Consider the following 15,953-nt stretch of genomic DNA (forward strand, 5'->3'; position numbering starts at 1 on the left):
GATCAAAAGATCGCGAGGCAAGCTCGCTCCTACAGGGGTAGCTGATCCTCTACAAAAAACAAAAGGAAGTTGAAGTATGGGCCCATGGCTCGATAGCGTTACCAGTTGGCTCACCACCAACCCGCAATGGCTGGGCCTGGCCGTTTTTATCGTGGCGTGCGTGGAATGCCTGGCCATTGCCGGGATCATCGTGCCCGGCACGGTGCTGTTGTTTGCAATCGCAGTGCTGGCCGGTAGCGGCGCCCTGTCGCTGGGCCAGACTCTGCTGCTAGGCTTCCTCGGCGGCTTGCTGGGCGACATGTTGTCTTACGCGCTGGGCAGACGTTTCCATCAAAATATCCGGCGCTTGCCTTTGCTGCGCACCCACCCGGAATGGATGACCGGCGCCGAAAACTACTTTCAGCGCTACGGCATCGTCAGCCTGATCGTTGGCCGTTTCATTGGCCCGCTGCGGCCCATGCTGCCGATGGTGGCCGGGATGTGCGACATGCCGCTGCCGCGCTTCATTCTGGTCAGTTTGCTGGCCGGCGCAGGCTGGTCGGTCGCTTACCTGCTGCCGGGCTGGGCGACCGGGGCGGCGATCCGCTTGCCGCTGCCTGAAAACTTCTGGCCACAAGCTGCCATCGTCGCCGTCAGCATCGCCGCCCTGCTGGGCCTGAGCATCCACGCCAACGTCCGCCGCCAACCCAAAGCGACGCTACTGATCGGCACCCTGAGCCTGGCGCTGCTGGTGGCGGTGTTCTTTGGCTACACGCACATGGCCGCGTTCGATCAGGGCATCAGCGCCCTGGTGCAAGAACATCGCAGCAGCACCATGGACATGCTGGCCGTGCTGGTGACGCAGATCGGTAACTTCCGCACGCAACTGCTGGCCGCCGCCCTGGTGTGTGCGTTGCTGTTCTTCAACAAACAATGGCGCGCCTTGATCTTCTTTGGCGGGGTCACGCTGTTTACCGCCATTGCCAACACCGCCACCAAGCACTTCTTCGCGCGCATGCGCCCAGACGTACTGCTCGACCCGCTGACCAGCTACAGCATGCCCAGCGGCCACAGCTCTGGCTCGTTTGCGTTCTTTTTGGCATTGGCGATTCTGGCGGGACGTGAAAAACCGCAACGCATGCGCATTACCTGCGTGCTGATCGGCTGTTTGCTGGCCATGACCGTGGCCATGTCACGGATTTACCTGGGCGCTCATTGGCCAACTGACATCATGGCGGGCGCGTTCCTGGCCATCACCGTCAACGCCTTCGCCCTGGCCTTGACCCAGCGCTACATGGTGCTTACGCCAGTGCCGGTGAAAGTCTGGTGGATGATCTTGCCGTCGTGCGCAGCGCTGTATGGCTTTTTCATGCTCAGCCATTTGTCCAAGGAACTGCTGCGCTACGCCTATTAAGGGGCCTGTAGGAGCGAGCTTGCCTCGCGATCTTTTGATCCGAAAAGGACACCGCTCAATTAAGCATCTCGCCCTGCATCTCTTCGAGCAGGGCCTGGATCCCGTCGAGGCGCTGCTGCGGGTCGTCCACTTGCAGCAGATCGACCTTGTCTTCTTCGGCAAAGGGCAGCAGGTAGGCCAACTGGTTGGCCAATGATTGCTGCCCAGTGACCTCGGTGTTCATGTTCAGCGCGGCAACCATCGGGTGTTCAGCCAGGGCTTTGAGCAACGCCAGCAGGTCCTGGTCCTCTTCCTGCAACGGTTGCTCCGGGATCTCGTCCAGCCAGTGCACGTCGGCCACCAGCAGGTTGTCACGCTGCAACTCGGTGTTCAGCACCTCAAAACGCCGACCACCCTCGACGCGGATCCCCAGCAGGCCGTTTTCCTGCTTCTGGAAATCACTCACCCGCGCTTCACACCCAATCCCGGCGATATCGGGCTCGATGTCGCCGGTTTCGCTGCCCTCCAGAATGCACACCACACCAAAACCGCTGCCTTGCTTCATGCAGCGGGCAATCATGTCCAGGTAACGGGCTTCAAACACTTGTAGATCCAGCACGCAGCCCGGGAAAAGGACGGTGCTCAAGGGGAACAATGGCAGCTTCATACAACCCTCCTTACACCACGAGGGTCACGGCCAGCGGCAGAAAGACCGCCGTGCCTACGCCCATTAGACTCATTGCCAAGGCCGCAAAAGCACCCGCCTCTTCGCCTTCGTGCAATGCCACTGAAGTGCCCACCGCATGGGCCGTCATGCCCAGCGCCATGCCACGGGCTTCAGGGCTGCGCACCTTAAGCAGGTTCAACAGGGGTGGGCCGAAAATGGCCCCGATCACCCCGGTGATCAACACAAACACCGCCGCCAGCGCCGCCACACCGCCAATTTGTTCGGCCACCAGCATGGCAATCGGCGAGGTCACGGATTTAGGCGCCAGGGTCATCAGCACCATGTGCTCGGCACCAAACCACCACGCCAACAGCACCACCAGGCCGGTCGCAAATACGCCGCCTATGACCAGCGTAGTAAAAATAGGCCAGAACAGCTGGCGGATTCGCCGCAGGTTCAAGAACAGCGGCACCGCCAGCGCGACCGTAGCCGGGCCCAGCAGGATGGTGAGGATGTCGGTGCTTTTGCGGTATTCGTCATAGGTCAGCCCGCAACTGACCAGCACCCCGATTACCAGCAACATGCTGGCCAGCACCGGCTGCAGAAAGATCCAGCGGGTTTTCTCGTACCCGGCGAGGACCAGTTGATAAGCCCCCAGGGTAATGCCGATGCCAAACAACGGGTGATGGATCACCGACTGCCAGGCACTTTGCCATTCAACACTCATGGTCGCTCCTCACGGTTGGCGTGAGGCTTGAGCAAGCGCTGCATCAAGACGCCGACGAACGCCATGGAGATCAACAACGACAACACCAGCGCCCCGGCGATGGCCCAAAAATCAGCGGCAATATCGGCGGCATACACCATCACGCCCACCGCAGGCGGCACCAGCAGCAAGGGCAAGTAACGCAAAAGACCTTTGGCCGCTTCGTTCAGGGGCTCGCTGACCTGGCCACACACCAGCAAATACACCAGTAGCAGCAACAGACCGATAATCGGACCGGGCAGTACCGGAATGAACAAGTGGTTGAGGGCGGTGCCCAGCAATTGAAACAGCACCAGCCACGTCAGGCCGCGTAACAACATGTCATCTCTCCAGCGATCTTTTTCGCGCAGCATTATAAGCACGTCCCGACACCGCTCACCGAAGCGGATCACTTTCTGCTACCAGCTGTACTGAAAAACACAATATCTGCGCATGTTTCATCTGCCCCTATAGACAGCTTTTTTTGCTTCGGCATACTCGGCAGCCTAACTATCCGGATCCCGCTATGCGCCCACTTGCTCCCCTTGCTTTGACCCTGCTACTGACGGCCTGCGGCGATGGCGAATCGCTATTGCCGCCTGACGCACGCCTGCCCGATGGCGGCCGTTACCGGGGCGAAGTGGTCAATGGGTTGCTGCAAGGCCAGGGCCGTATCGACTATCCAAACGGCAGTTGGTACGCAGGCCAGTTCAAAAATGGCCAATGGCATGGCCAGGGCGAGTGGCACGGCAGCAACGGCGAGGTCTATATCGGCCATTTCGAGCAGGGCCTGTTCAATGGCCAAGGCAGCCTGACCACCCACAACAGCAGCTATGTGGGGGGCTTCAAGAACGGCCGTCGCGAAGGCGAAGGCACGCTCAAAGAAGGCAGCATGAGCTATCGCGGCGAGTTCCACGATGACGAGTTTTCCGGGCTCGGCCATCTGGAACTGGACGACGGCAGCCAGTACGAGGGCCAGTTTGCCAACGGCAAGCCCAACGGCGAAGGCAAGCGCAGCGACTCAACCGGCAATGAATTCAGCGGGCACTTCGTCAACGGCCAGCTCGAAGGCAACGGTACGTTCAACAGCGCTGACGGCGACCAGTACGCCGGCGGGTTCAAAAATAACCAGTTAAACGGCAAAGGCCGCTATGAAAACGCCGACGGCGACGTCTGGATCGGTGACTTCAAAGACGGTGCACTGACCGGCAAAGGCGAACTGATCGGCGTCGATGGCAGCCACTATCGCGGCCAGTTCAGCGAGTGGCGCTTCAATGGCCCCGGCCACTTGAGCATGACCGATGGCAGCACCTACATCGGCGACTTTGCCGCAGACACCTATCAGGGCAACGGCACGCTGACCGCCAGTGACGGCACCGTCGAAAGCGGTTTCTGGATCAATGGCCAGCGGGTTCGCGACGCCCAGGGCGGCCTGCTGCCCGATACCCTGGAACTGGGCCTGCTCAACCAGGGCGAATTGCTGAACCAGGCACTGCAAGCGGTCCCGGCCTCAACCCCGGCCATTGAGTTGTACAGCCTGGTGGTTGCGGGCGACGGCAAACAAAGCGTTTTCATGCGCGAAGCCGACTACGTGACCGACATGCTCGCCAGCCGTTTCGGCAGCCGCGGCCACATCACCCTGGTCAACCATCGCGACCATCTGATGGACCGCCCCATGGCCACCCGTGAAAACCTGCACCGCGCCGCCAAAACCCTGGCCGAGCGCGCCGGGCCGGAAGATCTGGTGTTTATTTACCTGACCAGCCACGGCACCCAGGACCATGAACTGGTACTCGACCAGCCGCGTCTGGAGCTGGCAGACCTGCCCGCCGATGAACTCGCCGCAGCGCTGGAGCCATTGAAAAACCGCGACAAGGTCATTGTGATTTCATCGTGCTATTCGGGCGGCTTTATCCCCGCGCTCAAAGATGAAAGAACCCTGATCATGACCGCCTCGCGCACCGATCGTGTGTCATTTGGTTGCTCTGAAGAGGCCGATTTCACCTACTTCGGCAACGCCTTGTTTGCCCAGGCGCTGAACCAGACCGATGACCTGCAAAAAGCCTTCAAGCTGGCTAAAGAGGCCATTGCTGAACGCGAACAAACTGACGGCTACGAGGCGTCAGAACCGCAAATGTGGGCGCCAAAAGGCGTGCTGAATCACTGGCAACGTCTGCGCCAGCAACAAGCCAAACGGGCTTTGCAATAAATCAGTTGAACAGCAAGCCCTCAAAGAAGGACTAAGCTGAATGTATCAAGGGAGAACTCGCATGTACTTGACGCCTCAGCACATTCTGCTCGCAGGAGCCACCGGCCTGACCGGCGAGCTTCTGCTCGACCGCCTGCTCAACGAACCTACCATCAAGCGCGTACTGGCCCCCTCGCGCAAACCATTGGCGGCTCACCCGCACCTGGAAAACCCCGTGGGTGACCCGGCCGTATTCTTGCCGCAACTGAGCGGCCCGGTAGAGGTGGCCTTCTGCTGTCTGGGCACCACCATCAAACAGGCAGGCTCAGAAGAAGCATTCCGCGCCGTGGATCACGACATGGTTGTAGCCTTTGCCAAGCGCGCCCTGGAAATGGGGGCAAAACACCTGATCGTCATTAGCGCAATCGGCGCCGATCCAAAATCCTCAGTGTTCTACAACCGGGTCAAAGGCGAGATGGAGCAATCGTTGCGCGCTCAAAATTGGCCGCAATTGACCATCGCCCGCCCGTCATTACTGATTGGCGAGCGCCAGGAAGAGCGCCCCGTAGAAAAAATTGCCGGCACCCTGTCCAAGCTGATTCCGGGCAAGTACCACGGCATCGAAGCCTGCGAACTGGCCCGGGCCTTGTGGCGACTGGCGCTGGAAGAGCAAAAAGGTGTGCGGGTGGTTGAATCGGATGAGTTGCGCAAGCTGGGTAAATAACCGCCGCGGCTACTTAAGCGGCGCCTGGACCGGGCAATAAAAGCCCGGTATCAAAGGCCGCCGCTGGCTTGAAACCCGACACCCAGCACAGTGAGCACTGACAACGGCAGCAGCACCGTGTCCAGCACAGCGCTGGCCGGCAAGTCGAGCCCCGGATAGCGCGGCGCTTGCGCGCCAAAACGATCCTGCGCACAGCACCCGCCTTGCAGTGCATACCAGTCCAGCCGCGTACCGGAATAGACAATCGGCGCCCCCGGCTTGGCAGCGTCCAGCGTACGAACGCTGGCGCAGCCGCCGAGCTGCATCAGCAGCAACAGGGTCAGCAGTGGCTTAGTCATTACTGCCCAGATGATGCTCGCCCCAACGCGGGAGCATGTCTTGCGGGATATTCAGCAGATTCAGAATGCGCGCGACCATGAAGTCCACCAGGTCATCAATGGTCTGCGGCTGGTGATAAAAGCCAGGGGATGCGGGCAATATAACGGCCCCCATGTTCGACAGCTTGAGCATGTTTTCCAGGTGGATACTGGAATATGGCGCCTCACGCGGCACCAGAATCAATTGGCGACGCTCTTTAAGTGTCACGTCCGCAGCCCGCTCAATCAGGTTGTTGCAAGCGCCTGTGGCAATCGCTGACAACGTACCCGTCGAACACGGCACCACCACCATGGCCGCCGGTGCTCCAGACCCGGACGCCACGGGCGACATCCAGTCTTCCTTGCCGTAAACGCGAATCTGCCCTGCGGCAGCGCCCGTGTATTCGGTCAGAAAGGTCTGCATGGCTTGTGGCTTGGGTGGCAAGTTAACGTCCGTTTCAGTCGCCATTACCAGTTGCGCGGCCTTGGAGATCAAAAAATGCACCTCGCGATCTTCGCGCACCAGGCAATCGAGCAGCCGCAACGCGTAGGGCATGCCCGACGCGCCGGTCACGGCCAGGGTAATGCGTTCCGGGCCGCTCATTGCAGCGCTTCCGCCAGCTTGCCATGCAGACCGCCGAAGCCGCCGTTGCTCATGATCACCACGTGGGTGCCCGGCTTGGCCTGGGCTTTCACATCGGCAATGATCGCCTCCAGCGAATCACACACCAGCGTCGGCACCGAGCTTGGAGTCACAGTCGCGGCCAGGTCCCAACCGAGATTAGGCGGTGCGTACCAGACCACGTGATCCGCTTGGGTCACACTGCCAGGCAAGCCGTCACGGTGGGCACCAAGCTTCATGGAGTTGGAGCGCGGCTCAATCACGGCGATCAACGGCGCATTGCCGATGCGTTTACGCAGTCCGTCCAGAGTGGTGGCAATCGCCGTCGGGTGGTGCGCAAAGTCGTCATAAATAGTGATGCCCTGCACCTCAGCGACTTTTTCCATACGGCGCTTCACGCTTTTAAAGGCGCTCAAACCGTCGATCGCCAAACTCGGCACCACGCCCACATGACGCGCAGCGGCCAAGGTAGCCAAGGCGTTGGCGACGTTGTGCTGGCCGGTCATGTCCCACTCAACGACACCTTGGGCAACGCCTTCAAACAGCACCTCAAAGCGCGAGCCGTCTTCGCTCAGCAATTTGGCTTGCCATTGACCGCCTTCGCCGGTGGTTTGCACCGGGGTCCAGCAGCCCATCTCGATCACGCGCTGCAAGGCAGGCTCGGTGGTCGGATGGATGATCAGGCCTTCACCGGGGATGGTGCGCACCAAGTGATGGAATTGCCGCTCAATCGCTGGCAAGTCCGGGAAGATGTCAGCGTGATCGAACTCAAGGTTGTTGAGGATCGCGGTGCGCGGGCGGTAGTGAACAAATTTTGAGCGCTTGTCGAAGAATGCGCTGTCGTATTCATCGGCCTCCACCACGAAGAACGGCGTATCGCCCAGACGGGCCGACACGGCAAAGTTCTGCGGCACCCCGCCGATCAAGAAGCCCGGTGCCATGCCCGCGTGCTCAAGCACCCAAGCCAGCATGCTGCTGGTCGTGGTTTTGCCGTGCGTACCGGCCACGGCCAGCACCCAGCGCCCTTGCAGCACGTGATCGGCGAGCCATTGCGGGCCAGACACATACGGCAGGCCTTTATTGAGCACGTACTCAACCGCAGGGTTGCCCCGTGACAGCGCATTGCCGATAACCACCAGATCCGGCGCCGGATCAAGCTGTTGCGGGTCGTAGCCTTGAGTCAATTCAATGCCTTGAGCTTGCAGCTGGGTGCTCATCGGCGGATAGACGTTAGCGTCAGAACCGGTAACGTGATGGCCCAGTTCTTTGGCTAATACCGCCAGCGAACCCATGAAAGTGCCGCAAATACCAAGAATATGAATGTGCATAGTCGACCTCGTAAATCATCGGCGAAGGGTAGCGTAGGGGGCTGTTTTTCGCACCTGATGATTCTCGTTGAGGGCTAAACACGACGCGCAACCTTGTAGCCGCTGCCAAAGCATGAGGCTGCGATGGGTTGCACAGCAGCCCCAAACGGCGGTCCTGCGGCCCGCATCGCAGCCTTCGTGCCTCGACAGCGGCTACAGGTTTCTCTCTATCCCGTGCCGGCGCAGCTTTCTATACAGCGTATTGCGGCTGACACCCAGCTGCGCGGCGGTTTGGGTCATGTGCCAACGGTGTTGTTCCAGCGCGGCCAGCAAGGCGAGTTTTTCGGCGTCTTCCAGCGGGTTGTCGGAGCAAGGCGGCAGCGGTTTAAGCGGCCCCTGACGAATCGCCACCGGCAAGTCGTCAAACTCAATCAACTCGCCTTCACACAACGCCGCCAAGGTGCGCAGCACATTGCGCAGTTGGCGCACGTTGCCTGGCCATTGAAAGTGCAGCAACGCCTGACGCGCCGCCGGGCTAATCGTCAGCCGCTGCCCGCCCGCTTCTTGGGCCAGCAAAAAGTCCAGTAACTGCGATTTATCGGTGCGTTCGCGCAATGCTGGCAAGCCTACTTCCAGGCCATTGAGGCGGTAGTACAAGTCTTCGCGGAAGCTGCCGTCGGCCACGCGTTCCAGCAAGTTGCGGTGGGTCGCGCTGACAATGCGCACATCCACCGTCTGCGGCTCGCCGCCAATCGGTACCACCACGCGGTCCTCCAGCACCCTTAACAGACGGGTTTGCAGCACCAGCGGCATGTCGCCTATTTCGTCCAGAAACAATGTTCCGCCATCGGCCTGCTGCAACTTGCCCTGCATGCCTTCTTTGCGTGCCCCGGTAAAGCTGCCACCGCGATAACCAAACAACTCGCTTTCGATCAGGCTCTCGGGGATCGACGCGCAGTTCAGCGCCACAAATGGCTTGCTGGCCCGCAGGCTGGCCTGGTGCACAGCCTTGGCAAAGGCCTCTTTGCCTGTGCCGGTTTCGCCGTTGATCAACAACGGCACGTCACGCTCAAACACCCGCAGCGCCCGGCGAAAATCACTTTGCAGGGCTTCATCGCCCAGGCAGATCCCGCCCGACGGCACCCGCACCGGCGCAGGCGCTGGCGCCACCCACACCGGTATTGCGCGAGGCTGGCCGCGCAGGGCGGCAAACAAGAGGCGACCATCGCGGCTGCGCAGCGGCCAACTCGCCGTGGCCTGCACACTGGCGCGGGCAAACAGCTCATCAGCGGTGCAATCGAAAATGCTGTCCACCGCTTGCCCGAGCAAACCGCTGCGGGTCTGCCCCAACAAATTCAGACCGCTTTGATTGACGCCACAGATCACGCCATCACCGTCAAACGCCAGCATGCCTTCACTGAACAGGCCCACCGATTCGGCCTGTAAATGAAAGCGCAGTAACCACTGGTGTTCGTATTGGCGCAGGAAATAACTGCTTTCGATGGTCTTGGCCGAGAGGTTCACCAGCGCCATGGTGTGGAACTGGCTCTGGCGCGAGGCTTCATGGCGCGCCGAAGACACATCCAGCACCGCCAGCAATTCGCCATGCGGATCAAACACCGGGCTGGCCGAACACGTCAGGCCGGTATGACGACCACGAAAATGCTCGTCCTGATAAATGCTCAAGGCCTGGCGCTCTACCAGGCAGGTGCCGATGCCGTTGGTGCCTTCGCGGGCTTCACTCCAGTCGGCCCCCAGCCACAGACCTGCATGCTCGAAAACTTTACGCTCAGTGGGCGCAGTGATGCAGTTGAGGATGACCCCGCGGGCATCGGTCAACAGCACCGCATGGCCAGCGCCCGATAACTGCTGGTGCAGGCTGTTCATTTCGTGCCCGGCGATTTGCAGCACCTGCTGCAGACGCTCGCGTCCCTCAAGGATGCGGCTGTGTTCCAGCACCGTCGGGGCGATGTTTTGCGCGGGATCGAGGTGGTAGTCCTCCAGGCAACGCTGCCAGGAGCGAACGATAGAAGGGTCACACCCTTGGGGGCGGCCCTGAATAACATTGATGACTTGTCGGGCGTGCCGATTTAAATCGGTACTGTGCATTTTTATTGTTCTCCGCTCTGTCACGACGACCCCACCGCGCAAAAAAACCAGCCTTGTGCGACGCCTGGGACTCAGTCCAAACCGAATAGCCAGCATCCTCTTGCGCTCGATGCATTGCAATCTCGAACTGACCCGTCGGTCATGTGTTGTGCCATTTTTGACACAACCTGTCACCCACGCTGTACCAAACTTGTCACACCTGCCCTGCTTCAGCTCACCGCTAAAAAACTGAAAGCCCCGGTTTACAAGGGCTTGCGCTATTTGGCCCAGCCTTTGCTCCGGTATGGGGCAGCGCCACAGCGCGTCCTCCCATAAGCACAATAAAGCCAAGGAGACACTCCATGCGTTACGCACAACCCGGTACTGAAGGCTCGGTCATCACATTCAAGGGCCGCTACGGTAACTACATCGGCGGCGAATTCGTGGCACCGGTCAAAGGCCAGTACTTCACCAACACCTCGCCGGTCAACGGCAAGGCCATCGCTGAATTCCCTCGTTCCACTGCCGAAGACATCGAAAAAGCCCTGGATGCCGCCCACGCCGCTGCTGATGCCTGGGGCGCGACCTCCGTGCAGGCGCGCTCGCTGGTACTGCTGAAAATCGCAGACCGCATTGAGCAGAACCTCGAACTGCTGGCCGTGACCGAAACCTGGGACAACGGCAAAGCGGTACGCGAAACCCTGAACGCTGACGTGCCGCTGGCTGCCGACCACTTCCGCTACTACGCCGGGTGCATTCGTGCACAAGAAGGCAGCGCGGCCGAGATTGATGGCAACACCGTGGCTTATCACATCCACGAGCCGCTGGGCGTGGTCGGCCAGATCATCCCGTGGAACTTCCCGCTGCTGATGGCCGCCTGGAAACTCGCCCCGGCATTGGCTGCCGGTAACTGCATCGTACTCAAACCGGCCGAGCAAACCCCGCTGAGCATCACCGTGCTGATGGAACTGATCGGCGACCTGCTGCCACCGGGCGTGCTGAACGTGGTGCAAGGTTTCGGCAAGGAAGCGGGCGAAGCGCTGGCCACCAGCAAACGCATCGCCAAAATCGCCTTCACCGGCTCCACGCCGGTGGGCTCGCACATCATGAAATGCGCGGCAGAAAACATCATCCCGTCGACCGTCGAGCTGGGCGGCAAATCGCCGAACATCTTCTTCGCCGACATCATGCAGGCCGAGCCGACCTTTATTGAAAAGGCCGCAGAAGGCCTGGTGCTGGCGTTCTTCAACCAGGGCGAAGTGTGTACCTGCCCGTCACGCGCACTGATTCAGGAGTCGATCTACGACGACTTCATGAAAGTGGTGATGAAGAAAGTCGAGTCGATCAAACGTGGCGACCCGCTGGACACCGACACCATGGTCGGCGCCCAGGCGTCCGAGCAGCAATTCGACAAGATCCTGTCCTACCTTGAAATCGCCAAGGCCGAAGGTGCCGAGTTGCTGACCGGCGGCCAGGTGGCCAAGCTCGAAGGCGATCTGTCAACGGGTTATTACATCCAGCCAACCCTGCTCAAGGGCACCAACAAAATGCGCGTCTTCCAGGAAGAAATCTTTGGCCCGGTGGTCAGCATCACCACCTTCAAAGACGAAGCCGAAGCGCTGGCGATTGCCAACGACACCGAGTTCGGCCTGGGCGCTGGTTTGTGGACCCGCGACATCAACCGCGCCTACCGCATGGGCCGCGCGATCAAGGCGGGCCGAGTGTGGACCAACTGCTACCACCTGTACCCGGCGCACGCCGCGTTCGGCGGCTACAAAAAATCCGGTGTTGGCCGTGAAACCCACAAAATGATGCTCGACCATTATCAGCAGACCAAAAACCTGCTGGTGAGCTACGACATCAACCCGCTGGGCTTCTTCTAACCCACACTCTCTGTAGCCGCTGCCGCAGGCTGCGATGGGTCGCGCAGCGGCCCTGCTTTTGAAAACAAAGGCGAAGGCCCTGCGGGCCTTATCGCAGCCTGCGGCAGCGGCTACAGATTATTTACAAAACGGGCCGGTGGCCCGGCTCTTGCTTTGCTCCCTGTCAAATTTTCCAAACAATAAAAGAACAGGTGATCTGAAATGCCTAGCGAACCCAATGCGGCTCCTGCAGCCAACTCCTCTGTCGACTTTGAAAAAGTTGGCTCCGAATACTTTCAACAACGTGAACTGAAAAAAGGCGCTGCCGGCTGGGTCCTGCTGGTGGGCCTGGGCGTGGCGTACGTGATCTCCGGCGACTACGCCGGGTGGAACTTCGGCCTGGCCCAGGGCGGCTGGGGCGGGATGTTTATCGCCACCCTGCTGATGGCCACCATGTACTTGTGCATGTGCTTCTCGCTGGCCGAACTGTCATCGATGATCCCCACCGCAGGCGGCGGCTACGGCTTTGCCCGCAGTGCTTTCGGGCCGTGGGGCGGGTTTTTGACCGGCACCGCCATCCTCATTGAATACGCCATCGCCCCTGCCGCCATTGCGGTGTTTATCGGGGCGTATTGCGAGTCGCTGTTCGGCATCGGCGGCTGGATGATTTACCTGGCCTTCTACATCATTTTTATCGGCATCCACATCTTCGGCGTCGGTGAAGCGCTCAAGCTGATGTTCATCATCACCGCCGTGGCCGCCATTGCTTTGGGCGTGTTTCTGGTCGCGATGGTGCCGCACTTCAGTGTCGCCAACCTGCTGGACATCCCCGTCACCCAAGCCAAAGGCGCCAGTTCGTTCCTGCCGTTTGGTTATGTCGGCGTGTGGGCGGCCATTCCGTATGCGATCTGGTTTTTCCTCGCGGTCGAAGGCGTGCCGCTGGCCGCCGAAGAAACCAAAAACCCCAAGCGCGACCTGCCCCGCGGCCTGATTGGCGCGATGCTGGTACTCGCCACCTTTGCCCTGTTGATCCTGTTCATCGGCCCGGGCGGCGCTGGCGCCCACCACTTGATGACCTCGGGCAACCCACTGGTTGAGGCACTGAGCAAAGCCTATGGCGGCTCAACCTGGATGGGCAGCTTCGTCAACCTGGTCGGCCTGGCCGGTTTGATCGCCAGCTTCTTCTCGATCATTTACGCCTACTCGCGTCAGATCTTCGCCCTGTCCCGTGCAGGCTACTTGCCACGCAAGCTGTCTGAAACCAACAAGAGCAAAGCACCGGTATTGGCGCTGATCATCCCCGGCATTATCGGCTTTGGCCTGTCGCTGACCGGTCAGGGTGACTTGCTGATTCTGGTGGCGGTGTTTGGCGCGACCATCTCGTACGTGCTGATGATGGCTGCGCACATCACCCTGCGCATTCGTCGCCCCAAAATGGAGCGTCCTTATCGCACGCCGGGCGGTATTGTCACTTCAGGCACCGCTTTGGTGCTGGCCTGCGTGGCCGTAGTCGCCGGGTTCCTGGTGGATCCGCGCGTAGTGATTGGCGCTGCGGTGATCTATGGCGTATTAATTGCCTACTTTGCTTTTTACAGTCGACACCATTTGGTGGCCGGTACGCCGGAAGAGGAATTCGCAGCCATTCAACAGGCTGAGCAATCCTTGCACTAGTCGCTGAGAAACCCGCCAGGCGCACCGCGTCTGGCGTTAAGGAGCACCTTGTATGGCAACTTTTTCTCACGCGGTAGGGACACAGACCTACCGTTTTGACAGCCTCAAAGACGTCATGGCCAAAGCCAGCCCGGCCCGTTCCGGGGACTTTCTGGCCGGTGTTGCGGCGACCAATGATGGCGAACGCGTCGCGGCGCAAATGGCATTGGCTGACATCCCGCTCTCGTACTTCCTGCAAGAAGTGCTGATCCCTTACGAGTCCGACGAAGTCACCCGGCTGATCATCGACAGCCATGATCGACAGGCTTTTACCACGGTCAGCCATTTGACCGTGGGCGGCTTTCGTGACTGGCTGCTCAGTGACGCCGCCGACGAACACACGCTGCGCGCATTGGCCCCCGGGCTCACCCCGGAAATGGTCGCGGCCGTGTCGAAGATCATGCGCGTGCAGGATTTGATTCTGGTGGCGCAGAAGATCCGCGTCGTCACCCGGTTTCGCGGCACCATGGGCTTGCGCGGGCGTTTGTCGACCCGTCTGCAACCCAACCACCCTACCGACGACCCGGCCGGTATTGCCGCGAGCATTCTCGACGGCCTGCTGTATGGCAATGGCGACGCGATGATCGGCATCAACCCGGCCACCGACAGCATCGCCTCGATCTGCGACCTGCTGAACATGCTCGACGCGATCATCCAGCGCTATGACATCCCGACCCAGTCGTGCGTGCTGACCCACGTCACCACCTCCATTGAGGCGATCAACCGTGGCGTGCCGCTGGACCTGGTGTTTCAGTCGATTGCCGGCACCGAAGCGGCCAACGCCAGCTTCGGGATTAATCTGAACGTGCTGCAAGAAGGTTACGAAGCCGGCTTGAGCCTCAATCGCGGCACGTTGGGCAACAACTTGATGTACTTCGAGACCGGGCAAGGCAGCGCGCTGTCGGCCAACGCGCATTTCGGCGTTGACCAGCAAACCTGCGAAACCCGCGCCTACGCCGTGGCCCGGCACTTCAAGCCATTTTTGGTCAACACCGTGGTCGGCTTTATCGGCCCCGAGTACTTGTACAACGGCAAACAGATCATTCGCGCCGGGCTCGAAGACCACTTTTGCGGCAAGTTGCTCGGCGTGCCGATGGGCTGCGACATTTGCTACACCAACCACGCCGAAGCCGATCAGGACGACATGGACAACCTGCTGACGCTGCTGGGCGTGGCCGGGATCAACTTCATCATGGGCATTCCGGGGTCGGACGACATCATGCTCAACTATCAGACCACGTCCTTTCATGACGCACTCTATGCCCGAAAAACCTTGGGGCTAAAGCCTGCGCCCGAGTTCGAACACTGGCTGAGCAAGATCGGAATTTTCACCCAAAACGATGGCCGGATTGAATTTGGTCATCAATTGCCGCCTGCGTTCCGCCAGGCGCTGGCCCATTTGGGAGGGCGCTGAGCATGGCCACCGACACCCTTAACCCGTGGCTCGAACTGCGCCGCCTGACCCCGGCACGCATTGCCTTGGGGCGCACCGGCACGAGCATGCCGACCCAGGCGCAACTGGACTTTCAATTTGCTCACGCCCAGGCGCGGGACGCGGTGCATTTGCCGTTTGATCATGCCGGGCTGAGCAGCCAATTCGCGGAACTGGGGCGTGACAGCCTGCTGGTGCACAGCGCCGCCAGTGATCGCCACAGCTACCTGCAACGGCCTGATCTGGGGCGCAAACTCAATGACGCCTCGGCGCAGCAGTTGCGCGACTACGCGCAGGCCAACGCGGGCGGCTTCGACGTTGTTGTCGTCGTAGCCGACGGGTTGTCCGCCTTGGCGGTTCATCGTCACACCGTGCCTTTTTTAACGCGCATGCAAGAGCACTTCAGCACTGAAGGCTGGCGCCTGTCGCCGGTGGTGCTGGTGGAGCAAGGCCGGGTCGCCGTCGCCGACGAGATTGGCGAATTATTGGGCGCCAAGATGGTGGTGATGCTGATTGGGGAACGCCCAGGGCTCAGCTCGCCGGACAGCCTCGGGCTGTACTTCACCTACGGGCCGAAGGTAGGTTTGACCGACGCGTATCGCAACTGCATCTCCAACGTCAGGCTCGAAGGCTTGAGTTACGGCATGGCCGCTCATCGGCTGGCGTACCTGATGCGCGAGGCCTGTCGGCGGCAGTTGTCGGGGGTCAATTTGAAGGACGAAGCCCAAGTGCAGACCCTGGACGTGGCCGCGCCTAACGAAAACTTCCTGCTAAAAGACGCGTAATCACGCGCAAAACCCCTCTGTAGGAGCGAGCTTGCCTCGCGATCTTTTGATCTTTAAAAAACAAAAGATCGCGAGGCAAGCTCGCCCCGACACGT

At 60.3% G+C, this 15,953-nt stretch carries 14 protein-coding genes; 7 read left to right on the plus strand and 7 right to left on the minus strand.

Going from position 1 to position 15,953, the window contains the following annotated elements; genetic code table 11:
* Window positions 1-76: 76 nt before the first annotated feature.
* Window positions 77-1,393 (plus strand): bifunctional DedA family/phosphatase PAP2 family protein, encoded by a 1,317-nt coding sequence (locus QMX84_RS22945; RefSeq protein ID WP_153336381.1) that lies wholly within the window; start codon window positions 77-79, stop codon window positions 1,391-1,393.
* A gap of 55 nt (window positions 1,394-1,448) precedes the next feature.
* Here QMX84_RS22945 and QMX84_RS22950 read toward each other — a convergent pair whose 3' ends face one another.
* Genes QMX84_RS22950 through QMX84_RS22960 form a run of 3 tightly spaced genes read right to left on the minus strand, consistent with a single transcriptional unit; the run spans window position 1,449 to window position 3,125 of the window.
* On the minus strand, window positions 1,449-2,039 hold the full coding sequence (locus QMX84_RS22950) for an LON peptidase substrate-binding domain-containing protein (protein ID WP_282364856.1): 591 nt from the start codon (window positions 2,037-2,039) through the stop codon (window positions 1,449-1,451).
* A 10-nt stretch (window positions 2,040-2,049) separates the two neighbouring features.
* Entirely contained in the window at window positions 2,050-2,766 is a 717-nt protein-coding gene (locus tag QMX84_RS22955) for an LrgB family protein (RefSeq protein WP_282364857.1), read from the minus strand.
* Window positions 2,763-3,125 carry a CidA/LrgA family protein gene (locus tag QMX84_RS22960; protein ID WP_048367660.1) on the minus strand — a complete coding sequence of 121 codons (363 nt, stop codon included), beginning with the start codon at window positions 3,123-3,125 and terminating at the stop codon, window positions 2,763-2,765. The genes QMX84_RS22955 and QMX84_RS22960 overlap by 4 nt, the downstream gene beginning before the upstream one ends.
* A gap of 185 nt (window positions 3,126-3,310) precedes the next feature.
* On the opposite strand from QMX84_RS22960, the gene QMX84_RS22965 reads away from it, so the two are divergent.
* Both QMX84_RS22965 and QMX84_RS22970 read left to right on the plus strand, forming a co-directional pair.
* Complete coding sequence (locus QMX84_RS22965) at window positions 3,311-4,993, plus strand: C13 family peptidase (RefSeq protein ID WP_282364858.1); 1,683 nt, start codon at window positions 3,311-3,313, stop codon at window positions 4,991-4,993.
* 61 nt (window positions 4,994-5,054) lie between these two features.
* Entirely contained in the window at window positions 5,055-5,696 is a 642-nt protein-coding gene (locus QMX84_RS22970) for an oxidoreductase (protein ID WP_048367662.1), read from the plus strand.
* Between the two features lie 50 nt (window positions 5,697-5,746).
* On the opposite strand, the gene QMX84_RS22975 is transcribed toward QMX84_RS22970, so the two are convergent.
* From QMX84_RS22975 to QMX84_RS22990, 4 genes are all read right to left on the minus strand, one after another.
* A complete protein-coding gene (locus QMX84_RS22975) occupies window positions 5,747-6,034 on the minus strand; it encodes a YceK/YidQ family lipoprotein (RefSeq protein ID WP_153336383.1) in 288 nt (95 codons plus the stop codon).
* Window positions 6,027-6,656, minus strand: coding sequence for a flavin prenyltransferase UbiX (gene ubiX / locus QMX84_RS22980; RefSeq protein ID WP_048367666.1), 630 nt, complete (start codon window positions 6,654-6,656; stop codon window positions 6,027-6,029). Before ubiX ends, QMX84_RS22975 begins: the two co-directional genes overlap by 8 nt.
* Complete coding sequence (gene mpl / locus QMX84_RS22985) at window positions 6,653-8,002, minus strand: UDP-N-acetylmuramate:L-alanyl-gamma-D-glutamyl-meso-diaminopimelate ligase (RefSeq protein WP_282364859.1); 1,350 nt, start codon at window positions 8,000-8,002, stop codon at window positions 6,653-6,655. Before mpl ends, ubiX begins: the two co-directional genes overlap by 4 nt.
* 192 nt (window positions 8,003-8,194) lie before the next feature.
* A complete protein-coding gene (locus tag QMX84_RS22990) occupies window positions 8,195-10,090 on the minus strand; it encodes a sigma-54-dependent Fis family transcriptional regulator (RefSeq protein ID WP_282364860.1) in 1,896 nt (631 codons plus the stop codon).
* Window positions 10,091-10,431: 341 nt separating this feature from the next.
* On the opposite strand from QMX84_RS22990, the gene QMX84_RS22995 reads away from it, so the two are divergent.
* From QMX84_RS22995 to eutC, 4 genes are all read left to right on the plus strand, one after another.
* The gene (locus QMX84_RS22995; protein ID WP_153328190.1) at window positions 10,432-11,952 is read left to right on the plus strand and encodes an aldehyde dehydrogenase family protein; all 1,521 of its coding nucleotides are present in this window, start codon (window positions 10,432-10,434) and stop codon (window positions 11,950-11,952) included.
* A gap of 201 nt (window positions 11,953-12,153) precedes the next feature.
* Window positions 12,154-13,602: an ethanolamine permease gene (gene eat, locus QMX84_RS23000; protein WP_048367672.1), complete on the plus strand. Its 1,449-nt coding sequence runs from the start codon at window positions 12,154-12,156 to the stop codon at window positions 13,600-13,602.
* A gap of 52 nt (window positions 13,603-13,654) precedes the next feature.
* Entirely contained in the window at window positions 13,655-15,055 is a 1,401-nt protein-coding gene (locus QMX84_RS23005; RefSeq protein WP_282364861.1) for an ethanolamine ammonia-lyase subunit EutB, read from the plus strand.
* A 2-nt stretch (window positions 15,056-15,057) separates the two neighbouring features.
* A complete protein-coding gene (gene eutC, locus QMX84_RS23010) occupies window positions 15,058-15,858 on the plus strand; it encodes an ethanolamine ammonia-lyase subunit EutC (RefSeq protein WP_262123881.1) in 801 nt (266 codons plus the stop codon).
* The last annotated feature ends 95 nt before the right edge of the window (window positions 15,859-15,953 follow it).

Origin of the sequence: Pseudomonas sp. PS01297 (assembly GCF_029959305.1) — a bacterium.
Taxonomy (GTDB): domain Bacteria; phylum Pseudomonadota; class Gammaproteobacteria; order Pseudomonadales; family Pseudomonadaceae; genus Aquipseudomonas; species Aquipseudomonas helleri.